The 17,353-nt window shown below is 49.7% G+C and carries 16 protein-coding genes; 13 read left to right on the top strand and 3 right to left on the bottom strand.

Features of this window, described 5'->3' with window-relative positions; all coding sequences use genetic code 11:
* Positions 1-202 precede the first annotated feature (202 nt).
* The 4 genes from xerC (at position 203) to EKM96_RS04355 (ending at position 4,062) form a co-directional block, all read left to right on the top strand.
* Positions 203-1,150: a tyrosine recombinase XerC gene (gene xerC / locus EKM96_RS04340; protein WP_125640233.1), complete on the top strand. Its 948-nt coding sequence runs from the start codon at positions 203-205 to the stop codon at positions 1,148-1,150.
* A 2-nt stretch (positions 1,151-1,152) separates the two neighbouring features.
* A complete protein-coding gene (gene hslV, locus EKM96_RS04345; RefSeq protein WP_125640236.1) occupies positions 1,153-1,695 on the top strand; it encodes an HslVU peptidase proteolytic subunit in 543 nt (180 codons plus the stop codon).
* 20 nt (positions 1,696-1,715) lie between these two features.
* Positions 1,716-3,125: an ATP-dependent protease ATPase subunit HslU gene (gene hslU / locus EKM96_RS04350; RefSeq protein WP_125640239.1), complete on the top strand. Its 1,410-nt coding sequence runs from the start codon at positions 1,716-1,718 to the stop codon at positions 3,123-3,125.
* A 61-nt stretch (positions 3,126-3,186) separates the two neighbouring features.
* Positions 3,187-4,062: an aldose 1-epimerase family protein gene (locus EKM96_RS04355; protein WP_125640242.1), complete on the top strand. Its 876-nt coding sequence runs from the start codon at positions 3,187-3,189 to the stop codon at positions 4,060-4,062.
* 54 nt (positions 4,063-4,116) lie between these two features.
* Here EKM96_RS04355 and plsY read toward each other — a convergent pair whose 3' ends face one another.
* Complete coding sequence (gene plsY / locus EKM96_RS04360; protein WP_125640245.1) at positions 4,117-4,755, bottom strand: glycerol-3-phosphate 1-O-acyltransferase PlsY; 639 nt, start codon at positions 4,753-4,755, stop codon at positions 4,117-4,119.
* Positions 4,756-5,018: 263 nt separating this feature from the next.
* Here plsY and parE point away from each other — a divergent pair, with 263 nt between their 5' ends.
* The 9 genes from parE to xerS all read left to right on the top strand — a co-directional run bounded on the left by parE (position 5,019) and on the right by xerS (position 16,094).
* Positions 5,019-6,983 (top strand): DNA topoisomerase IV subunit B, encoded by a 1,965-nt coding sequence (gene parE, locus EKM96_RS04365; protein WP_125640247.1) that lies wholly within the window; start codon positions 5,019-5,021, stop codon positions 6,981-6,983.
* A 27-nt stretch (positions 6,984-7,010) separates the two neighbouring features.
* Positions 7,011-9,458, top strand: coding sequence for a DNA topoisomerase IV subunit A (gene parC / locus EKM96_RS04370; protein ID WP_125640250.1), 2,448 nt, complete (start codon positions 7,011-7,013; stop codon positions 9,456-9,458).
* Between the two features lie 141 nt (positions 9,459-9,599).
* A complete protein-coding gene (locus EKM96_RS04375) occupies positions 9,600-10,559 on the top strand; it encodes a LysR family transcriptional regulator (RefSeq protein WP_125640253.1) in 960 nt (319 codons plus the stop codon).
* A gap of 34 nt (positions 10,560-10,593) precedes the next feature.
* The gene (locus tag EKM96_RS04380) at positions 10,594-11,523 is read left to right on the top strand and encodes a manganese-dependent inorganic pyrophosphatase (RefSeq protein WP_125640256.1); all 930 of its coding nucleotides are present in this window, start codon (positions 10,594-10,596) and stop codon (positions 11,521-11,523) included.
* A 145-nt stretch (positions 11,524-11,668) separates the two neighbouring features.
* Positions 11,669-12,241, top strand: coding sequence for a matrixin family metalloprotease (locus tag EKM96_RS04385; protein ID WP_125640259.1), 573 nt, complete (start codon positions 11,669-11,671; stop codon positions 12,239-12,241).
* Positions 12,242-12,374: 133 nt separating this feature from the next.
* Positions 12,375-12,815 carry a peptide-methionine (R)-S-oxide reductase MsrB gene (gene msrB / locus EKM96_RS04390; RefSeq protein ID WP_125640262.1) on the top strand — a complete coding sequence of 147 codons (441 nt, stop codon included), beginning with the start codon at positions 12,375-12,377 and terminating at the stop codon, positions 12,813-12,815.
* Between the two features lie 26 nt (positions 12,816-12,841).
* The gene (msrA, locus tag EKM96_RS04395) at positions 12,842-13,366 is read left to right on the top strand and encodes a peptide-methionine (S)-S-oxide reductase MsrA (RefSeq protein ID WP_125640265.1); all 525 of its coding nucleotides are present in this window, start codon (positions 12,842-12,844) and stop codon (positions 13,364-13,366) included.
* Positions 13,367-13,409: 43 nt separating this feature from the next.
* Positions 13,410-13,859: an NUDIX domain-containing protein gene (locus tag EKM96_RS04400; RefSeq protein WP_125640268.1), complete on the top strand. Its 450-nt coding sequence runs from the start codon at positions 13,410-13,412 to the stop codon at positions 13,857-13,859.
* Between the two features lie 1,170 nt (positions 13,860-15,029).
* Positions 15,030-16,094, top strand: a complete 1,065-nt coding sequence (gene xerS / locus EKM96_RS04405; RefSeq protein ID WP_125640271.1) for a tyrosine recombinase XerS — start codon at positions 15,030-15,032, stop codon at positions 16,092-16,094.
* A gap of 97 nt (positions 16,095-16,191) precedes the next feature.
* Here the strand turns inward: xerS and EKM96_RS04410 are convergent, their stop codons facing one another.
* Both EKM96_RS04410 and EKM96_RS04415 read right to left on the bottom strand, forming a co-directional pair.
* On the bottom strand, positions 16,192-16,728 hold the full coding sequence (locus EKM96_RS04410; RefSeq protein ID WP_125640274.1) for a hypothetical protein: 537 nt from the start codon (positions 16,726-16,728) through the stop codon (positions 16,192-16,194).
* Positions 16,729-16,928: 200 nt separating this feature from the next.
* Positions 16,929-17,276, bottom strand: coding sequence for an MmcQ/YjbR family DNA-binding protein (locus EKM96_RS04415; RefSeq protein WP_125640277.1), 348 nt, complete (start codon positions 17,274-17,276; stop codon positions 16,929-16,931).
* Positions 17,277-17,353: the final 77 nt, after the last annotated feature.

Genomic DNA, 17,353 nt, shown 5'->3' on the forward strand with positions numbered 1-17,353 from the left:
TTACTGATTCTGTCAACACATTTCAAAAATTATTGGTTTATCGTTGCCAGTCGATCGCCACCAATTTGGTGGCAGATTGGCAGGGATTCGACTGAGGTTGCGCTTAGGTTGGCCTGGTGACGAGCCACTAGGGAGTTTTTTGATGAGTTAATTGAGTTTTAGAAAAGCGTTTGCTAGCATTAACAGGGCAGGAGGTGTTGTCGTGGACAAACAAGTTGAACAATTTATCACGTATCTCAGCGGTGAGCGGCAGTACTCTCCGGAAACGGTCAAGGCCTATCGCGAGGATCTGGCCGAATTCGACCAATTTCTGGCGGATAATGGCGGGCGTAAGCCCTGGGCGGACATCGACCAGCTCGATGTCGAGGTCTACTTGAGCGACCTGTACGACCGGCATTATGCCCGGACGACCATCGCCCGAAAGCTCTCAACATTACGATCGTTATATAACTTTCTCATCAGCAATGGCCTGGCGAAGGACGATCCATTTGCCTACGTCCAGCTCAAGCATCATCAGAACCATTTGCCCCGATTCTTCTATGAACGAGAAATGACGGCTCTGTTTGTGGCAGCCGCGGCAAATCCCAACGACCAGTTGGCCACCCGCGACTCTGCCCTACTGGAAGTTCTGTATGGGACGGGCATTCGGGTCAGCGAGTGTGTCAATCTCACTTTGACCGACGTTGATTTCGATAACCGGATCATGCTGATTCACGGGAAGGGGAACAAGGAACGGTATGTGCCGTTCGGCCACTATGCCAGCGATGCGTTACAAGCCTACTTCAATGCGGCGCGTAGCCCAATCATGGCCCAAAATGACCAGGCTCATGACTTCGTCTTCATCAACTATCGTGGCGAACAATTGACCTCGGCGGGTGTCACCTATCTCCTCAATCAAATCATTCAGCGGAGCACGTTAACCACGGACATTCATCCCCATATGCTCCGTCACACCTTTGCCACACACCTCTTGAATCGAGGGGCCGACCTGCGTTCCGTTCAAGAATTACTCGGCCACAGCAGCCTCTCGACCACCCAAATTTATACCCACGTTACCCGAGAACATTTACAACGGGACTATCGCAAGTTTTTCCCGCGGGCCACACAGGGCCACTCGGATTCCTCATCAACTAAAAAGGAGCAAAAATAATTATGCCAGTAAAATTTGAAGCAACGACCATCTGTGCCGTTCGTCACAACGGCCATAACGCGATGGCTGGTGACGGCCAAGTCACCATGGGTGAAAAGGTCATCATGAAGGGTACCGCTCACAAGATCCGTCGCATCTACAACGACCAAGTGGTGGTTGGATTTGCCGGAAGTGTTGCCGATGCCTTCAACCTAGAAGAAAAATTCGAAGGCCAACTCAACGAATACAGCGGCAATTTACAACGGGCCGCCGTTGAACTCGCCAAGTTATGGCGTTCCGATCAGGCCCTACAGAAGCTTGAGGCGCTGCTCATCGTCATGGACAAGGACGAGATGTTACTCGTATCTGGTTCCGGTGAAGTCATTGCCCCAGACGATGACATCCTAGCCATTGGGTCTGGTGGCAACTTTGCCTTGGCCGCCGCGACCGCCTTACACCATCACGCCACGGACATGAGCGCCAAGGAAATTGCCGAAACCGCCATTCATATTGCGGGTGGCATTGATATCTTTACAAATAATAACGTTATCTCAGAAGAACTCTAATCGAACGGAGGACACAAAATATGGATGCTATTGATAAAACACCACGAGAAATCGTCGGCCTACTTGACCAATACGTCATTGGCCAAGATGAGGCAAAACGAGCCATCGCCATCGCCTTGCGTAACCGGTACCGTCGCATGCAACTCGACGACGCCATGCAAGAGGAAATCTCACCAAAGAACATGCTGATGATCGGACCCACCGGTGTCGGTAAAACTGAAATTGCCCGACGACTCGCTAAGATTGTCCATGCGCCGTTCACCAAGGTTGAAGCCAGCAAGTTTACCGAGGTCGGGTACGTCGGTCGCGACGTGGAATCCATGGTGCGTGACCTGGTTGAAGTCTCCGTTAATATGGAAAAGCAAGACCAATTTACCCGCGTGCGTAGCGATGCTGTCCAGGCGGCTAACAAACGGTTAGTCAAACTACTGGCCCCTGCAAAGAAGAAGGAACAGAAACAAAACAATGACTTCTCTAACATGATGAACATGTTCTCCCAGATGCAAAACGGGGAAACCCCGACGGCACCGGCCGATGACGAAGAGGTCACCGATGATATTCGTAACCAACGGTTATCCCTGACGGAACAACTCGACAAGGGCTTACTTGAAAATAACCAAGTGGAAATTGAGATGGCCGATCCCGAACAAGCCAACGCCACGGATAACAACATGTTGGGCCAAATGGGAATCGACTTGAACGATACCTTAGGCGCCATCATGCCGAAGAAGCGGGTCAAGCGCACCGTTCGCGTTTCGGAAGCCCGGGAAATTCTGGTTGCCGAGGAATCCGAAAAGCTCGTTAACAATGCCGACATCAATCACGATGCCATCAAACGGGCCGAAAACACCGGGATTATCTTCTTGGATGAAATCGATAAGATTACCAAGGGTGGCCAAAACAGCGGCGATGTCTCCCGTGAAGGGGTCCAACGTGACATCTTACCAATCGTTGAAGGAACCCAGATCAAGACTAAGTATGGCTCGATTTCGACCGACCACATCTTGTTTATCGCTGCCGGGGCCTTTGCCGAATCTAAGCCAAGTGATCTCATTGCCGAACTCCAAGGGCGTTTCCCAATTCGGGTTGAATTAAACGACCTCAGCAAGTCCGACTTCGTTAAGATTTTAACGGAGCCAAACAATGCCCTGGTTAAGCAATACATTGCCTTGATTGGTACCGACAACGTGAAGGTCACCTTCACCATGGAAGCCATCGAACGCATTGCCGAATTGGCCTTCGAACTTAACCATGAGAACCAAAACATCGGGGCCCGGCGGCTACAAACCGTCCTCGAAAAGCTGCTGGAGGATCTCCTATTTGAGGGGCCTGACATGGGGACCGGTGACGTCACGATTACCGAAAACTACGTCAATGATAAAATTGGTGATATTGTCCAAAACAAGGACTTGTCCCGTTACATCTTGTAAGAAACTAACGGTCGTGGCAGGGGCCACGACCGTTTTTTTAGGGAAGGGAATGTAAACACAGATGCTAACTTTGAAGAATGACTATCTAACCGCACAAATTAATCCGCTGGGAGCCGAACCCACAAGCATTAAGGACAATGACACGGGCTTGGAATACCTGTGGCAGGCCGATGCCAAATACTGGGGACGGCATGCGCCCATCCTGTTTCCGATCGTTGGCCGGTTGCAGGACAACGAGTACCGCGTGGACGACAAGACCTATAAGATGACGCAACACGGCTTTGCCCGTGACCGCGAGTTCACCACGATTGAACAATCGGCAGACCGCGTGGTCTTACGCTTAACGGCGGACACCGAATCACACTTACTCTACCCGAATGACTTTAGCCTCACGCTGACCTACGAACTCGTCGATCACCAACTGAAGGTTAACGCCACGGTGACGAATCCGGCGGATACTGCCATGGACTTCTCCTTCGGTGCACATCCCGGCTTCAACATTCCCTTTGGTGGTGCGACAGCTGACTTTACGGACTACGTGGTCACGGTGGCTCCTAAGCAAGCCTACCAACGAATCCCTTTGGTCGGGCCATACAGCGACAGCACGCACAGCGTTCCCCTAGACCTGTCACGGCCCATGGGGCTCACCCACGATCTCTTTGAACACGATGCCCAAATTCTGACGCTGACCAATCCCGAGACGACGGTCATGCTGAGCACGGCGGCCGACGACCATGGGGTTGCCCTGACCACCACCGCACCCTATCTCGGCATCTGGTCACCATACCCTAAGGAAGCCCCATTCGTCTGCCTGGAACCATGGTGGGGGCTAGCCGACGACGTTAACGCTACCGGCGACTTAGCCACCAAGGTTGCCATCAATCATCTGGCGGTCCATGAAGACTTCAATGCCAGTTACCAAATTACTTGTTTCTAACTAAAAAAGGACTATCAACGATCGCCTCGCGCGGTCATTGATAGTCCTTTTCGGTTATTTGTTCAGTTGTCGTTTATGATAACCATGCCCAAATGGCACCATGGATTCGGTTCCTTCACGAATCCGGGTAATGTTGGTCCGGTGCCGGTAGAAGACAAAGGCCGTTAATGCCACGGCAATGCCGGTCAAATACCAGTCGTGGAAGAACAGTGAGATCAGCGTCACCAGTGAAAAGGCAATCATGCTGGCCAGACTAACCATACTCGTCCAATAGATCAGGCTAACCCATAGCCCGGCGGCAATCACGAACATAATCGGGTTATAGGCGAGCAGCATCCCCGCCGAGGTGGCAACGGCCTTGCCGCCCTTGAAGTGGTCGAAGATCGAAACGGTGTGACCAAGAATCGCCATCAGCCCAAATAATAGGGGTAAGGCCGATCCCAGTACCGTATGTGCCGGCACCCAGCTCGGTAGGAGGGTGGGCAAGAGGGTGGCAACCGTTCCCTTAGCGATGTCCAAGACCATCACGGTCGTGCCGGCATACGGGCCGAGGACCCGGTAGGTGTTGGTGGTTCCGATGTTACCGGACCCCGATTGTCGAATATCAGTTTTAAAGAAGGCCTTGCCAATCCAGACACCGTTGGGGATTGCTCCCAACAGGTAGGCCACGATGAGTAAGCCAATTAATTTCACGAGTCATTCCTCCGCTCTGTAATCCTTGGGATCAGTCAGGTCCCAAAGAAGCTGCTCATTATTTTAGCATGTTTTCAGGCCGCCGCCAAATATCTCCTGATTGGCTAGCAAGTTTTTCGGTTCCTGTGGTATGATTATGAAGTTACTGAGCGCTGTCCTGGGGGCTTTGGCCAATTTATTTGAACGTACGTTCGGCCAGGAGTACACTGAGATAGCACCTGGTTAAGTTCTGAAAATTCGTAAAAAGTAAAGGGGATTTACGCATGGCGAAAGCAAAACCAACATATGACGATTCCTCCATTCAAGTCTTGGAGGGATTGGAAGCTGTTCGTAAACGACCCGGTATGTACATCGGTTCTACCGACGGCCGGGGTTTACATCACCTGGTCTATGAAATTGTCGATAACGCCGTTGACGAGGCCTTAGCGGGCTACGGGAAAGAAATCAATGTCACCATTCATGCTGACAATAGCATTACAGTGGTCGACCATGGGCGGGGTATGCCAGTAGGCATGCACGCCTCCGGGATTCCAACCCCCGAAGTCATTCTGACGGTCCTGCATGCCGGTGGTAAATTCGGCCAGGGGGGCTATAAAACCTCCGGTGGTCTCCACGGGGTGGGGGCCTCGGTCGTCAATGCTTTATCCAGCTCACTCACCGTCACCATCGTCCGCGATGGCGTGCGCTACCAAGAAAAATTTAAGAACGGGGGCAAGCCACAAGGCACCCTCGAAAAGAAGGGCAACACCCGGGCTCACAACGGGACCACGATGACCTTCAAGCCCGATAGCAGTATTTTCACCACCACCGTTTATAATTTTGGGACGCTGGCAGAACGGCTCCGTGAATCTGCCTTCCTTTTGAAGGGCGTCAAGATCACGCTCACCGACGAACGGGAAGGGCAAGAACGAGAAGAATCCTACCAATACGATGATGGGATCAAGGAGTTTGTTAACTATCTAAACGAAGATAAGGACACCCTTGGGGACATCATGTATTTCGATGGCAAGAAGGATGGTATCGAAGTTGAGGTGGCTGCGCAATACAACGACGGCTATACCGAAAACCTCTTGTCGTTCGTCAACAACGTCCGCACCAAGGATGGCGGAACCCATGAGGTCGGCCTGCGTAGCGGCTGGACCAAGGCCTTTAACGATTATGCACGCAAGGTTGGCCTGCTAAAGGAACGGGATAAGAACCTCGAAGGTAGTGACGTCCGTGAAGGCTTATCCGCAGTCATTTCCCTTAGAGTTCCCGAAAACCTGTTACAGTTCGAGGGTCAAACCAAGGAAAAATTAGGGACGCCCGAGGCCCGGACAATTGTCGACAACGTCATCAATGAACAACTGGGCTACTACCTGATGGAAAACGGGGACTTCGGGAAGATGTTAATCAAGAAGTCCACCCAGGCCCGTCAGGCCCGTGAAGCCGCCCGCAAGGCTCGCGACGAGAGTCGTAACGGCAAGCGTCACAAGAAACATGAACGCCTGCTTTCGGGGAAGCTGACGCCCGCCCAATCCAAGAATTCGGCTAAGAACGAACTGTTCCTAGTCGAAGGGGATTCCGCCGGGGGCTCGGCCAAACAAGGTCGTAACCGGAAGTTCCAAGCCATCCTGCCTTTACGGGGGAAGGTCTTGAACACCGAGAAGGCCAAGCTGCCAGACATCATGAAGAACGAAGAAATCAGTACCATGATTTATACCATTGGTGCCGGTGTCGGTTCAGAATTCAATATCGAGGATGCCAATTACGATAAGATTATTATCATGACCGATGCCGATGACGACGGTGCCCATATCCAGATTCTCCTGTTGACCTTCTTCTACAAGTATATGCGGCCCATGATCGATGCCGGTCGGGTCTATATTGCGCTACCGCCACTGTACCGGATTCAAAAGACGGGGAAGAAACCCAGCATCGAATATGCCTGGACCAACGATGAATTAGCCGAGAAGACCAGTAAGATTGCGAACCACGGGTATCATTTACAACGGTTCAAGGGGTTAGGGGAAATGGATGCCGGTCAACTCTGGGAAACCACCATGGACCCCGAGAATCGGACGCTAATCCGGGTACAAATCGACGACGCCGCCCTAGCAGAACGCCGGGTAACGACGCTAATGGGAGACAAAGTTGAACCCCGCCGGAAATGGATCGAAAACAACGTGCAGTTTACGTTGGAAGACGATAGTTCAAGTTTGTTGGAAAACGAGTCTAACAAATCCTAATTTACCGGTGAAAGGAGTAATGAGTTCGTGAGTGAAGGACAAAATATTCAAGAATTGACCTTGGAAGAAGTCATGGGCGACCGGTTCGGCCGCTATTCCAAGTCAATCATTCAGGAACGGGCCTTGCCAGACATTCGCGACGGCCTCAAGCCCGTTCAACGGCGAATTTTATTTGCCATGAACAAGGACGGCAACACCTACGACAAGGGGTTCCGTAAGTCTGCAAAGTCTGTCGGGAACGTCATGGGTAACTTTCACCCCCATGGTGATAGTTCCATCTACGAAGCCCTGACGCGGATGAGCCAGGACTGGAAGGTCCGCGAACCCCTCGTTGAAATGCACGGGAATAACGGTTCCATGGATGGGGACCCCGCGGCTGCCATGCGGTATACCGAGGCGCGACTGAGTAAGTTGGCCGGTGAGATGTTGCGAGACATCGATAAGGATACCGTCGAAATGGTCTTAAACTTTGACGATACCGAGTATGAACCAACCGTTCTACCGGCGCGTTTCCCCAATCTGCTGGTCAATGGATCGACGGGGATCTCGGCCGGTTATGCGACGGAGATTCCACCGCATAACTTGGGTGAGGTCGTGGACGCCTTGGTCTACCTCCTTAGTCATCCCAAGGCCACCCTGGAAGAACTCATGGGCTTCGTCAAGGGTCCAGACTTTCCAACCGGCGGGATTATTCAAGGTCGTGACGGAATTGTTAAGGCCTATGAGACCGGCCGTGGCCGAATCGTTGTTCGCTCGAAAACCGCTATTGAAGAACTTCGCGGTAACAAGAGTCAGATTACCGTGACCGAAATTCCTTACGAAGTCAACAAGGCCCAATTGGTCAAAAAGATTGATGAAATCCGCTTGAACAAGAAGGTTGAAGGGCTCGCAGAAGTTCGGGACGAAAGTGACCGGGACGGGCTACGAATTGCCATTGAATTAAAGCGTGACGCCGATGCCAAGGGGATTTTGAACTACCTGTTCAAGAATACCGAGTTACAAATCGCCTACAACTTTAACATGGTGGCCATCAACCACATGCGGCCAGAACACGTGGGATTAAAGACCATTCTCACGGCTTACCTGGAACACCAACGCACGGTCATTACCAAGCGGACCCAATACGATCTTCAAAAAGCCTTGGATCGGCAACACATTGTGACCGGTTTGATTAAGGCCCTATCCATTTTGGATCAGGTCATTCAAACGATTCGGGCCAGCAAGGATCGGCGTGATGCCCGCGACAATCTGGTTAGTACCTATGATTTCTCCGAGAAACAGGCCGACGCAATTGTGGCCCTGCAACTCTACCGATTAACCAATACCGACGTGACCCAGCTCGAAGCCGAGTCAGCCAAGCTATCTGCCTCGATTGATGAGGATCACCAGATTCTGGCCGAGCCGAAAAAGCTAAATGCCGTGTTGCGGTCCGAACTAAAGACGATTGCCAAGAGTTACCGGAACGATCGCCGAACAGAAATTGAGAATGAAATTGAAGACCTCAAGATTAAGACGGAAGTGACCGTTGCCGATGAAGACGTGATCGTCTTGGTCAGTCACGATGGCTATCTGAAGCGATCTGGTGTCCGGTCCTACACGGCTTCCGATCCCGAGGATAACGGCTTGAAGGATGAGGATTATCCAATCTTCCTGCAAAAGCTCAGCACACTGAGTCATCTCTTCATGTTCACCAGCAAGGGGAACCTCATCTATCGACCCGTCCATGAAATTACGGACGCCAAGTGGAAGGAAACCGGGGAACACATTTCGCAAACGATCGGCCTAGCTGCCGATGAAGAAATCGTGGCCACCTATGCCTTCGATTCGCTTAAGGAATCCGGTCGGTTCCTGATTGCGACCAGCGATGGCTACATTAAGCAGACCGCGTTTAGCGACCTGACACCCGGCCGAACCTATAAGAGTCGGGCTGCCATCTATGAAAAGCTCAAGCATCCGGAGGCCAAGGTCGTCCGCGTAGTTTACCTACAAGAACCCGTTGACCAAGGAATTCTACTGGTCTCGAAGAACGGCTACGCCTTACGGTATGCCGTCGATGAAGTCTCCATCAACGGTGCCCGGACCACTGGGGTTCGTTCCATGGACCTCCGCGACGACGATCAAGTGGTTAACCTAGCCTTGGTCAACGACAGTGATACCATTGCCTTGATCACTCAGCGCGGGGCCTTTAAACGCCTGGCAATGAAGGAACTCTCGGTAACCAGTCGGGCCCGTCGTGGCGTGATTATCCTCAGAGAATTGAAACGTGATCCTCATCGAATCGTTGACTTCATGACGATTCCTGCCGGCAATCCCGCCTTAGAAATCGTCACCAGTCGTGAACGAACGCATGACGTCTTACCGACAGAACATCCACTCAGTGGGCGCTACTCCAACGGTTCGTTCGTTGTGGATACTGATGTCGAAGGGGAACCCGTTTCCTTACGGGTCAAGCCTACGGAGCTCGTTCTGGATTAGACGTCTCGTTATTAATAGAGTTATAAGAAGAATTAATTGCGCTTTTTTTGGAAACAGCCTATGATATAACTTAATAGTTACCATTAGGTTGGCCTGGTGTTTTGTCGCACCATCGTCAGACGTGATAAGGAGTAGAAGCGGATGAAGACCAAGCAGGAAAGCATTTTTTCTTCGAAGACCCTAACGTATTTCTTGCAGCTAGCTGAGACCATGAACTATACTCAGGCTGCGCAGATTTTGGGGATCACTCAACCGGCACTGACCCAGCAGATTAAGAAGCTGGAGCGGACGGTAGGGGCACCCCTATTCTATTCAGTTGGCAAGAAGCTCCGTCTTTCCGACGCGGGTTACACCATGCTTGAGGCCACCCACAAGATCTATGGAATCCTCAACCAGGCGACGGATGAGATTCAGCAATCGACCAGTGCCACCCAAGGCGAAATCAGCATTGGCTTATTGGCATCGGTCGAGGACGCGGTGTTTGAAGACTTCGCCATCTTGTCGTATCAGGATAATCCCGATCTAAAGATTTCCTTCCACATGTTGACGCGTAAGGAAATCTGGGAACGTCTAGAGAATAATAAGATCGATCTGGCCATTATGTATCTGCCGGACGATTCAATTAAGAACTGGAAGCCCTACGAATCGAAAAAGATTATTTCTGATGACTTGTTATTCATTCACCATGATGAACAGCTGGCCAAGAAGCGCCGGATCAAGCTAAAGGATACGACGGCTAACGTCTGGGCCATGTATCCCGACGGCTACTATCTGAACCAAGCACTTCATGAATCTTACAAGAACCAGTTGGCCGATTTTCCCCGTGGGGTAGCTAATTTCACCACACCAACCCAGTTACTGCATTTTTCGATGCAGACGGGGGCCTCGACAGCGCTGCCTAATTCGTTTATGATTGGGCAAGAGGCGTTGCCACAGACCTGGACGGCACACTTTGAACCAAATATTCGTTTTGACCTCGCCTTTGTTTTCCGAAAGGGCAAAGCCGAAATCCCGCGGATCAGTCATTTCTTGTCGCAATTTGACCGGTACTTACATACCGATGACTACATCTCAAGGCTTAAACAACTTCGGAACCAATAAATAAAACTATCTTACTTTAAAGGAGTTCTATCTAATGAGTAAAGCATTAATTTTTGGTCACCAAAATCCTGATACTGACGCAATCGTTGCCGCAAAGGCTTTTGCATACTTCCAGACCCAAAAAGGCTTGGACGTTGAAGCCGTTGCATTAGGCGAACCCAACATGGAAACCAACTACGTTTTGAACCACTTTGACGAACCTGCTCCACGGGTTATCAAGACGGCCTCAAACGAAGTTGACCACGTGATGTTAGTGGACCACAACGAAGCTCAGCAAAGTGTCAGTGACTTGGACAAGGTTACGGTTACGAATGTGGTTGATCACCACCGGATCGCTAACTTTGAAACGAAGATGCCACTGTACTACCGGGCAGAACCAGTGGGCTGTGTCAGCACAATTTTGACCGAAATGTTCGACGAAGAAAAAATCGAAATCCCAGCTAAGTTAGCTGGTTTGATGCTTTCCGCCATCATTTCCGATACACTCTTATTACAATCCCCAACCACAACTGACAAGGACCGCGAAGCCGTTCGGGCATTAGCAGAAATTGCTGATATCGATGTTCAAAGCTACGGTATCGAAATGTTAAAGGCTGGGACTAACCTCGCTGCCAAGACCGACAAGGAACTAATCGACGGCGACGCTAAGTCCTTCGACATGGCCGGTAAAAGCGTTCGGATTGGCCAAATCAACACGGTTGACTTGAACGAAGTTCTGGACCGTCAAGCTGGTTTGGAAAAGGAAATGAATGATGAAATGGCTGCTGACGGTTATGACTTATTCATCACCTTGGCCACCAACGTCTTGAACAGTGACTCTGAACTCATCGTTGCCGGTGAACCAAAGAGCGTTGTCGAAACGGCCTTCAATACGAAGTTAGAAAACAACCGTGCCAGCTTGCCTGGTGTTGTTTCTCGTAAGAAGCAAGTTGTGCCACCATTAACGGCGGCCTTCGAAGGCTAGTCAATTAAATTAAGCTAGTTTTGATACTCCCTAACTAATCCGTTTAGTTAGGGAGTATTTTGATCGCATCTCATACGGGTTCGACCTACAATGATGGCCGATGGTAGGCGTAAGACATCGTTCTTCGAGGAAGAGGGACTTTGCAATGACAAGCTGGTATCGGGGAATTATCACTGCGCTTGTAGCGTTGGGTTTAATCGGAACTGGGACAGGAAGCGTCGTTGGCCATGCCGCGAGCACCACACCATTCGGACCGGAACGATTCACGAGTAATCACGCAACCTATGTCATCACCACCAGATCGACCTATTATCGACGAATTTGGGAATCCGCCATCTCGGCCTGGAACAAGACCGGCGCCTTTCATTTCCGGGCGGGATCCAAGAGTCGGGCCCAGATTGTATTGGGGACGGCCTCTGGTAGTGAAGCAACGACCATGGGGGGGGACGTTGGTTTAACGGACTTTCGGGCCGTAGGCGATTATTTTGTAAAGGTCGATGCAACGCTGAACCCAACATTATTCGACGAGTACGATTACTCCCGTTCTGATGACCTTCACGTTGCCGAACACGAATTAGGCCACACCATGGGCCTGGCACACAATCCATCCAAGAACAGTGTCATGTACTATCGGAATCGGTCAGTAGGTATCCAAAAGGTTGATATCAAGGGCGTTATTCTACGGTACAAGACACCAGCGGGTCAATCCTTATCGTAAGTGAGAATCACTTAAGCCACCGGATAGATTCAACCGGTGACTTTTTTGTTGGGCAAATTAGTTGTATTTTCATGACGGAAGCCTAAACTAGAGTTGTTAACTAATTGTGCACAATTGAAACGGAGGATTACGTATGACTAAATCTGAGAGTCAAGAGGAATTGAAGCAGCGCTTGACGGCAGAGGAATATGCCGTCACTCAAAACGCCGCCACCGAGGCTGCCTTTACTGGAAAGTACGACCAGTTCGATGAACCCGGCATCTACGTCGATGTCGTCAGTGGTCAACCATTATTTAGTTCGACGGATAAGTATGATGCTGGTTGTGGTTGGCCATCATTCACCAAACCCATTGATGCCGGTAACGTTCATGAGAACACCGACCATTCCTTTGGTATGGTTCGTCAGGAAGTCCGCAGTACGGATGCTGGCTCCCACCTGGGCCATGTCTTCAATGACGGCCCAGTAGAGGCGGGGGGGCTGCGATATTGCATCAACTCCGCCGCCCTGAAATTTATCCCGGCCAGCGACCTCGAAACCCAAGGCTACCATGACTTCGAGCAACTCTTTAAGTAATCTAAAACACAATTAGGAGGGATTTCATGAGTCAAACCGATACCGCTATTTTTGCTGGTGGCTGCTTCTGGTGCATGGTTAAGCCATTCGACACCCAACCGGGGATCGTCAGCGTCGTTTCCGGCTATACCGGTGGCCATACGGTCAATCCCACGTATGCCGACGTCGCGAGTCATACAACCGGTCATACTGAGGCGGTTGAAATTACCTTTGATCCCGCTATTATTAGCTACGATGACCTCGTCACAATCTACTGGCGGCAGACCGATCCCACCGATGCCAGTGGCCAATTCCAAGACCGGGGCGACAGCTATCGACCCGTCATCTTCGTCAATGGTCCTGAGCAGCGGCGCATTGCCCAGGCGTCTAAGGACAAACTGGCCGCCAGTGGTCAGTTTGATGACCCCATTGTCACAACGATTGAAGACGTCCAGCCATTTTACCCAGCTGAGGAAGAGCACCAAGACTTTTACCGTCGCAACCCATTCCGCTACCAGATTGAAGAAATGGGCGGGCGTGAGGCGTTTATTAAGCAATACTGGTCCAATTAACCTCATTCACTGTGCTACAATTTAGATGAAGGATGGTGATTAGATGGGATATGTGCTTAACCTACGTCAACAAGTCGGTCAAAAACCGATTATCGTGGTTGGTGCCGCAGCCATCGTCCATGATGACCAATTAGGCTTGCTACTGGTAAAACGCCTGGATAATCAGCTTTGGGGCTTACCGGCGGGATCAAAGGAATTGGATGAAAGTACTGAGCAAACCGTCCTCAGAGAATTAACTGAGGAAACTGGCTTAATTGGACAAGATCCACGGTTATTGACGGTGGCCAGTGGTCAGGACATGCAATATGCTTATCCCAATGGTGACCAGATTGATTCGGTAACCGTCGTCTATGAGTTGGCGGCGTCCGGCCAGTTGCAGGCTGACCAACAGGAAACTAGCGTAGCCAAATTTGTGGCGTTAGCTGACTTGAAACAGTTGGCGCTGACACCGTTGACAAAAAAGATTCTAATGGACTTGCAACTGATCAAATAAAAACCAATCGATCTCAAGTCGATTGGTTTTTTTGTGGTTTCAGGGGGCTTTCCGTTTTCTGAGCACTGCTTTCGATAATATATATTATGTAAAGTAGAATATCTTTTCGATTAAGACTTGAGGAATAACCATGCCCTTTCTTTTATCGACGTCGATAATCTTTGCCTCGTAACTTATGAGAATATGCTACTAAAAATATCAATTCAGTTAACCGGCAAGTCGCTGACGACATGCACGTGTCTGCCGATTACGCTGCTCAGCAGCTAGTTTGGTTGCCGCTCACTAAACTAGCTCGCAGACTTACCAACCACATTCGTCTGATTGCTGCCAATTTAGTTTAATTTTAACTAAGCGCTGCCGTCACGACTGAATGCGGTCAGCAAACCTATTCACCGGTTAAAGCCAGACAAAATCGGTATTTTGCAGGCGGATTCTCCGTTAATTTCATGGTCAGGTCTCCGTCTAAAGCCTGAACGTGTGCTTAGAATCAACGTCTAAAATCACGTTATGCCAGTCGGTTCTGATATCACTTGACTCTAGGTTATTGCTGTCGGTTCTTAAACTCAAGTGCCAGACAAACACAGATTGCCAATTAGGGATATTAGACAGGATTTGCTGACTAGCTTGCTGATAGTTGTTGCCTTAAATCACAGGTAGAAATGCTAGACGGTCTACTAGAGACACGTATGACTCATCTCCAGTAGACCTTAGCGACTAGTTAGCCGAGCATTGTGGTCCTGAACGAATACAGTCCCAACGCGTTGTATGCCTAAAAATGTGGTTACTACAGTGACCACAACATATGATGATTGCCGATTTCATACAACACGATCCGAACAGGTTTAGTGGCCAAATAACTGACAAACGCTATTATACCAGTATTTAGTGGGCATCGGAAAGCTTTGACAGTACTTGTTAGTCCACAAATGATCTGCAAGTAAATTTGTCGCTTAAACACCGTAAATCAGCTATATAACAGGTATCACAACCATTTCTAACCGTTCAAGTTAACTAATCTCTCGGCATACTGGTAAAGCACAAGCTACTACTTTCATTAAAACAAATATTTTAAAGATAGTAGGTGGTGAAAATACGGCCGGGGGACTTGCTAAACTGGTCAATCACCGGTATCATATAGTCTGTAAGAACATACGTTCGGAGGTTACTTCTATGGAGAAACAACATTACTTAAAATTAATTGGTGAAGAACTAGCCATCGCCCCCTGGTACGTCCAGGAATACTATCAGGCCAAGGCGACCGTGCCCCTGTCCCCAGCCACCCTCTATCAGTACCTAACCGAATATCGGCGTTTCTTCAACTGGCTGATTGGTGAAGGCCTGACGCCGGCCACCTGCCCCGCTGACATTGATATTCAGGTACTGGCTAGTCTAAAGAAAGAAACCGTCGAGTTGTACAAGTCCGCCCTGCTGAACCAAACCAAGCTCACCGGCGCCCCTGGTAGCCGAACCCATCCAACCATCAATCGCTCGCTAAACGCCCTCTCGTCGCTCTTCAAGTACCTGACGGAAGATACCGAAGACGAGCACGGTGAGGCCTACTTCGACCGCAACGTGATGCACAAGATTGCCCTGGTCCGAACCAGTGAGACCTACGCGACCCGGGCTGCCAACTTGAAAACCAAACTCATGCTGGGTGACACGGATCATGATTACCTGGCCTTTATCGACGAAAAATACGAAGACCGGTTGTCACCGGCTAAGAAACGGTATTTTCACCGGGATAAACGGCGGGACCTGGCCATCAATGCCCTATTATTAGGTAGTGGCTTGCGGGTCTCAGAAGCTGCCAATGCTGACCTGCGCCACCTAAACCTGAAGACGGGCACGATTGGTGTGGTCCGTAAGGGTGGCCAACGGGACACGGTGCCGATCGCGCCGTGGACGTTGCCCTACATTCAAGACTACGTTGAGCACCGTACGGCGATTTATCACGCTACCAGTAGCGATCGAGCCCTTTTCCTCAGCAGCTACCGCGGTCAGGCCTCGCGCATGCAGGCCAATTCCATGGAAAAAATGGTGGCCAAGTACTCCTCTGCGTTTAAGGTCCGCATCACACCGCATAAGCTCCGTCACACATTGGCCTCAAAACTCTATCTAGCCACCAAGAATGAACAGCTCGTGGCTACTCAGCTGGGACAGAACTCAACTAGTGCGACCGGACTGTACACCCATATCATTGATGAGGAACAGCGGCATGGGTTGGAAAAAATGTAAACGAATTGGGCTGTAATACCACAAAATGACTAGCTCTGAGAAAACGTTCAGAGTTAGTCATTTTTTATGGTTCAGTATTTTTAGAAATATCGTTAGCTTATTCCCGACGACGCTTTCTTCTGCTACTACGGTCATGATGACGTTCGGCTTGAAGCTCAGCATTCGCGCGCATTTCCGTTGGATACTTCCGGCTAGCTAACCACCAAACACACCCGCGTTGGACCAGCAAGGTTATGCCCAAATAGAGCAATAACGTCACTGAACTGCCGGTCCATAACCGATCAACACCCAAGTGGCCGGCAATACCAACGACCCACCAGACCAGCGTCAACCAATTCCCTTGGCGCATCACCAGCCCATTATCATCCACCCAGAAACGATAGGACCAAGCCCGTAACAGAGCAAAGATAATCGCACTGGCTAAGCTCAAGCCACCAAAGACAACCACCTGTGAAGGACTGATCTGTAGGTGTTGTTTATTGAAAGCATCTCCGATTGAGGCGGCGCCCAGCAATGTCACCAATACGAAAAATTCCATCTTAAAGCGAACGACCTTGGGAGCAAGCTGCCGTTTGATCACGACAAAAAGTAGCCACGCACCCAATACCAAATTGGTCAAATCAAGATTTTGCATTGTTAAACTCCTTAAGCTATTTATTTAGCGTTTAAAACTATTTCCGTAGTATACACCTTATACCTAAAAAATGGTCAATCCACATTACGATTGACCATTTTACCTATCTTTTTAAAAGAACTGAATCCATGGGCAACTCGACAACCTTACCCACTTTGGTTACCCTTTTATTGTAAATTCGTTATTTATCATACAATTGATTAATCAGTCAGTTGATAACTTGCATCAACAAATTTCCGCAAAATATCTTTGGCGGGTACCTGACGGATATCCAAGGTCAGCCAATTTTTCTTCGTGAAATGCTGCCCCGGCAAAATATAAGGAAAAGCCTCAACTAATTCATCCATTCGCACAGGGTCACTCTTTAAATCAATATACAAGTTGCCAGCCTTCTCGTAGACCAGACCAAATATTTTCCGACTCTCTTCATGCCTGAGCGCATCAAAAATGATTTGATTTCGGTGTGCTGGCTTGTTGAAGGGTTGATCAACTCTGACTTTTTTTCCCTGGCTACAAAATTCAATTAATTCTGTCTTTGTCATTTCCATAGCAACAGACTACCTTTCATCCGAAAATTACCATGCCGTCGTTCGTTGGTAAAACACAAGCCTTAAATAAAAAGGCC

The sequence above is a fragment of the Levilactobacillus tangyuanensis genome (assembly GCF_003946545.1).
Taxonomy (GTDB): domain Bacteria; phylum Bacillota; class Bacilli; order Lactobacillales; family Lactobacillaceae; genus Levilactobacillus; species Levilactobacillus tangyuanensis.

Excerpts from the sequence above, each read along its gene's own strand:
- hslV (WP_125640236.1), top strand. The coding sequence starts at position 1,153 with ATGCCAGTAAAATTTGAAGCAACGACCATCTGTGCCGTTCGTCACAAC.
- EKM96_RS04385 (WP_125640259.1), top strand. The coding sequence starts at position 11,669 with ATGACAAGCTGGTATCGGGGAATTATCACTGCGCTTGTAGCGTTGGGT.
- EKM96_RS04410 (WP_125640274.1), bottom strand. The coding sequence starts at position 16,728 with ATGCAAAATCTTGATTTGACCAATTTGGTATTGGGTGCGTGGCTACTT.
- msrA (WP_125640265.1), top strand. The coding sequence starts at position 12,842 with ATGAGTCAAACCGATACCGCTATTTTTGCTGGTGGCTGCTTCTGGTGC.
- EKM96_RS04355 (WP_125640242.1), top strand. The coding sequence starts at position 3,187 with ATGCTAACTTTGAAGAATGACTATCTAACCGCACAAATTAATCCGCTG.
- parE (WP_125640247.1), top strand. The coding sequence starts at position 5,019 with ATGGCGAAAGCAAAACCAACATATGACGATTCCTCCATTCAAGTCTTG.
- xerS (WP_125640271.1), top strand. The coding sequence starts at position 15,030 with ATGGAGAAACAACATTACTTAAAATTAATTGGTGAAGAACTAGCCATC.
- msrB (WP_125640262.1), top strand. The coding sequence starts at position 12,375 with ATGACTAAATCTGAGAGTCAAGAGGAATTGAAGCAGCGCTTGACGGCA.
- EKM96_RS04415 (WP_125640277.1), bottom strand. The coding sequence starts at position 17,276 with ATGGAAATGACAAAGACAGAATTAATTGAATTTTGTAGCCAGGGAAAA.
- EKM96_RS04400 (WP_125640268.1), top strand. The coding sequence starts at position 13,410 with ATGGGATATGTGCTTAACCTACGTCAACAAGTCGGTCAAAAACCGATT.
- EKM96_RS04375 (WP_125640253.1), top strand. The coding sequence starts at position 9,600 with ATGAAGACCAAGCAGGAAAGCATTTTTTCTTCGAAGACCCTAACGTAT.
- EKM96_RS04380 (WP_125640256.1), top strand. The coding sequence starts at position 10,594 with ATGAGTAAAGCATTAATTTTTGGTCACCAAAATCCTGATACTGACGCA.
- hslU (WP_125640239.1), top strand. The coding sequence starts at position 1,716 with ATGGATGCTATTGATAAAACACCACGAGAAATCGTCGGCCTACTTGAC.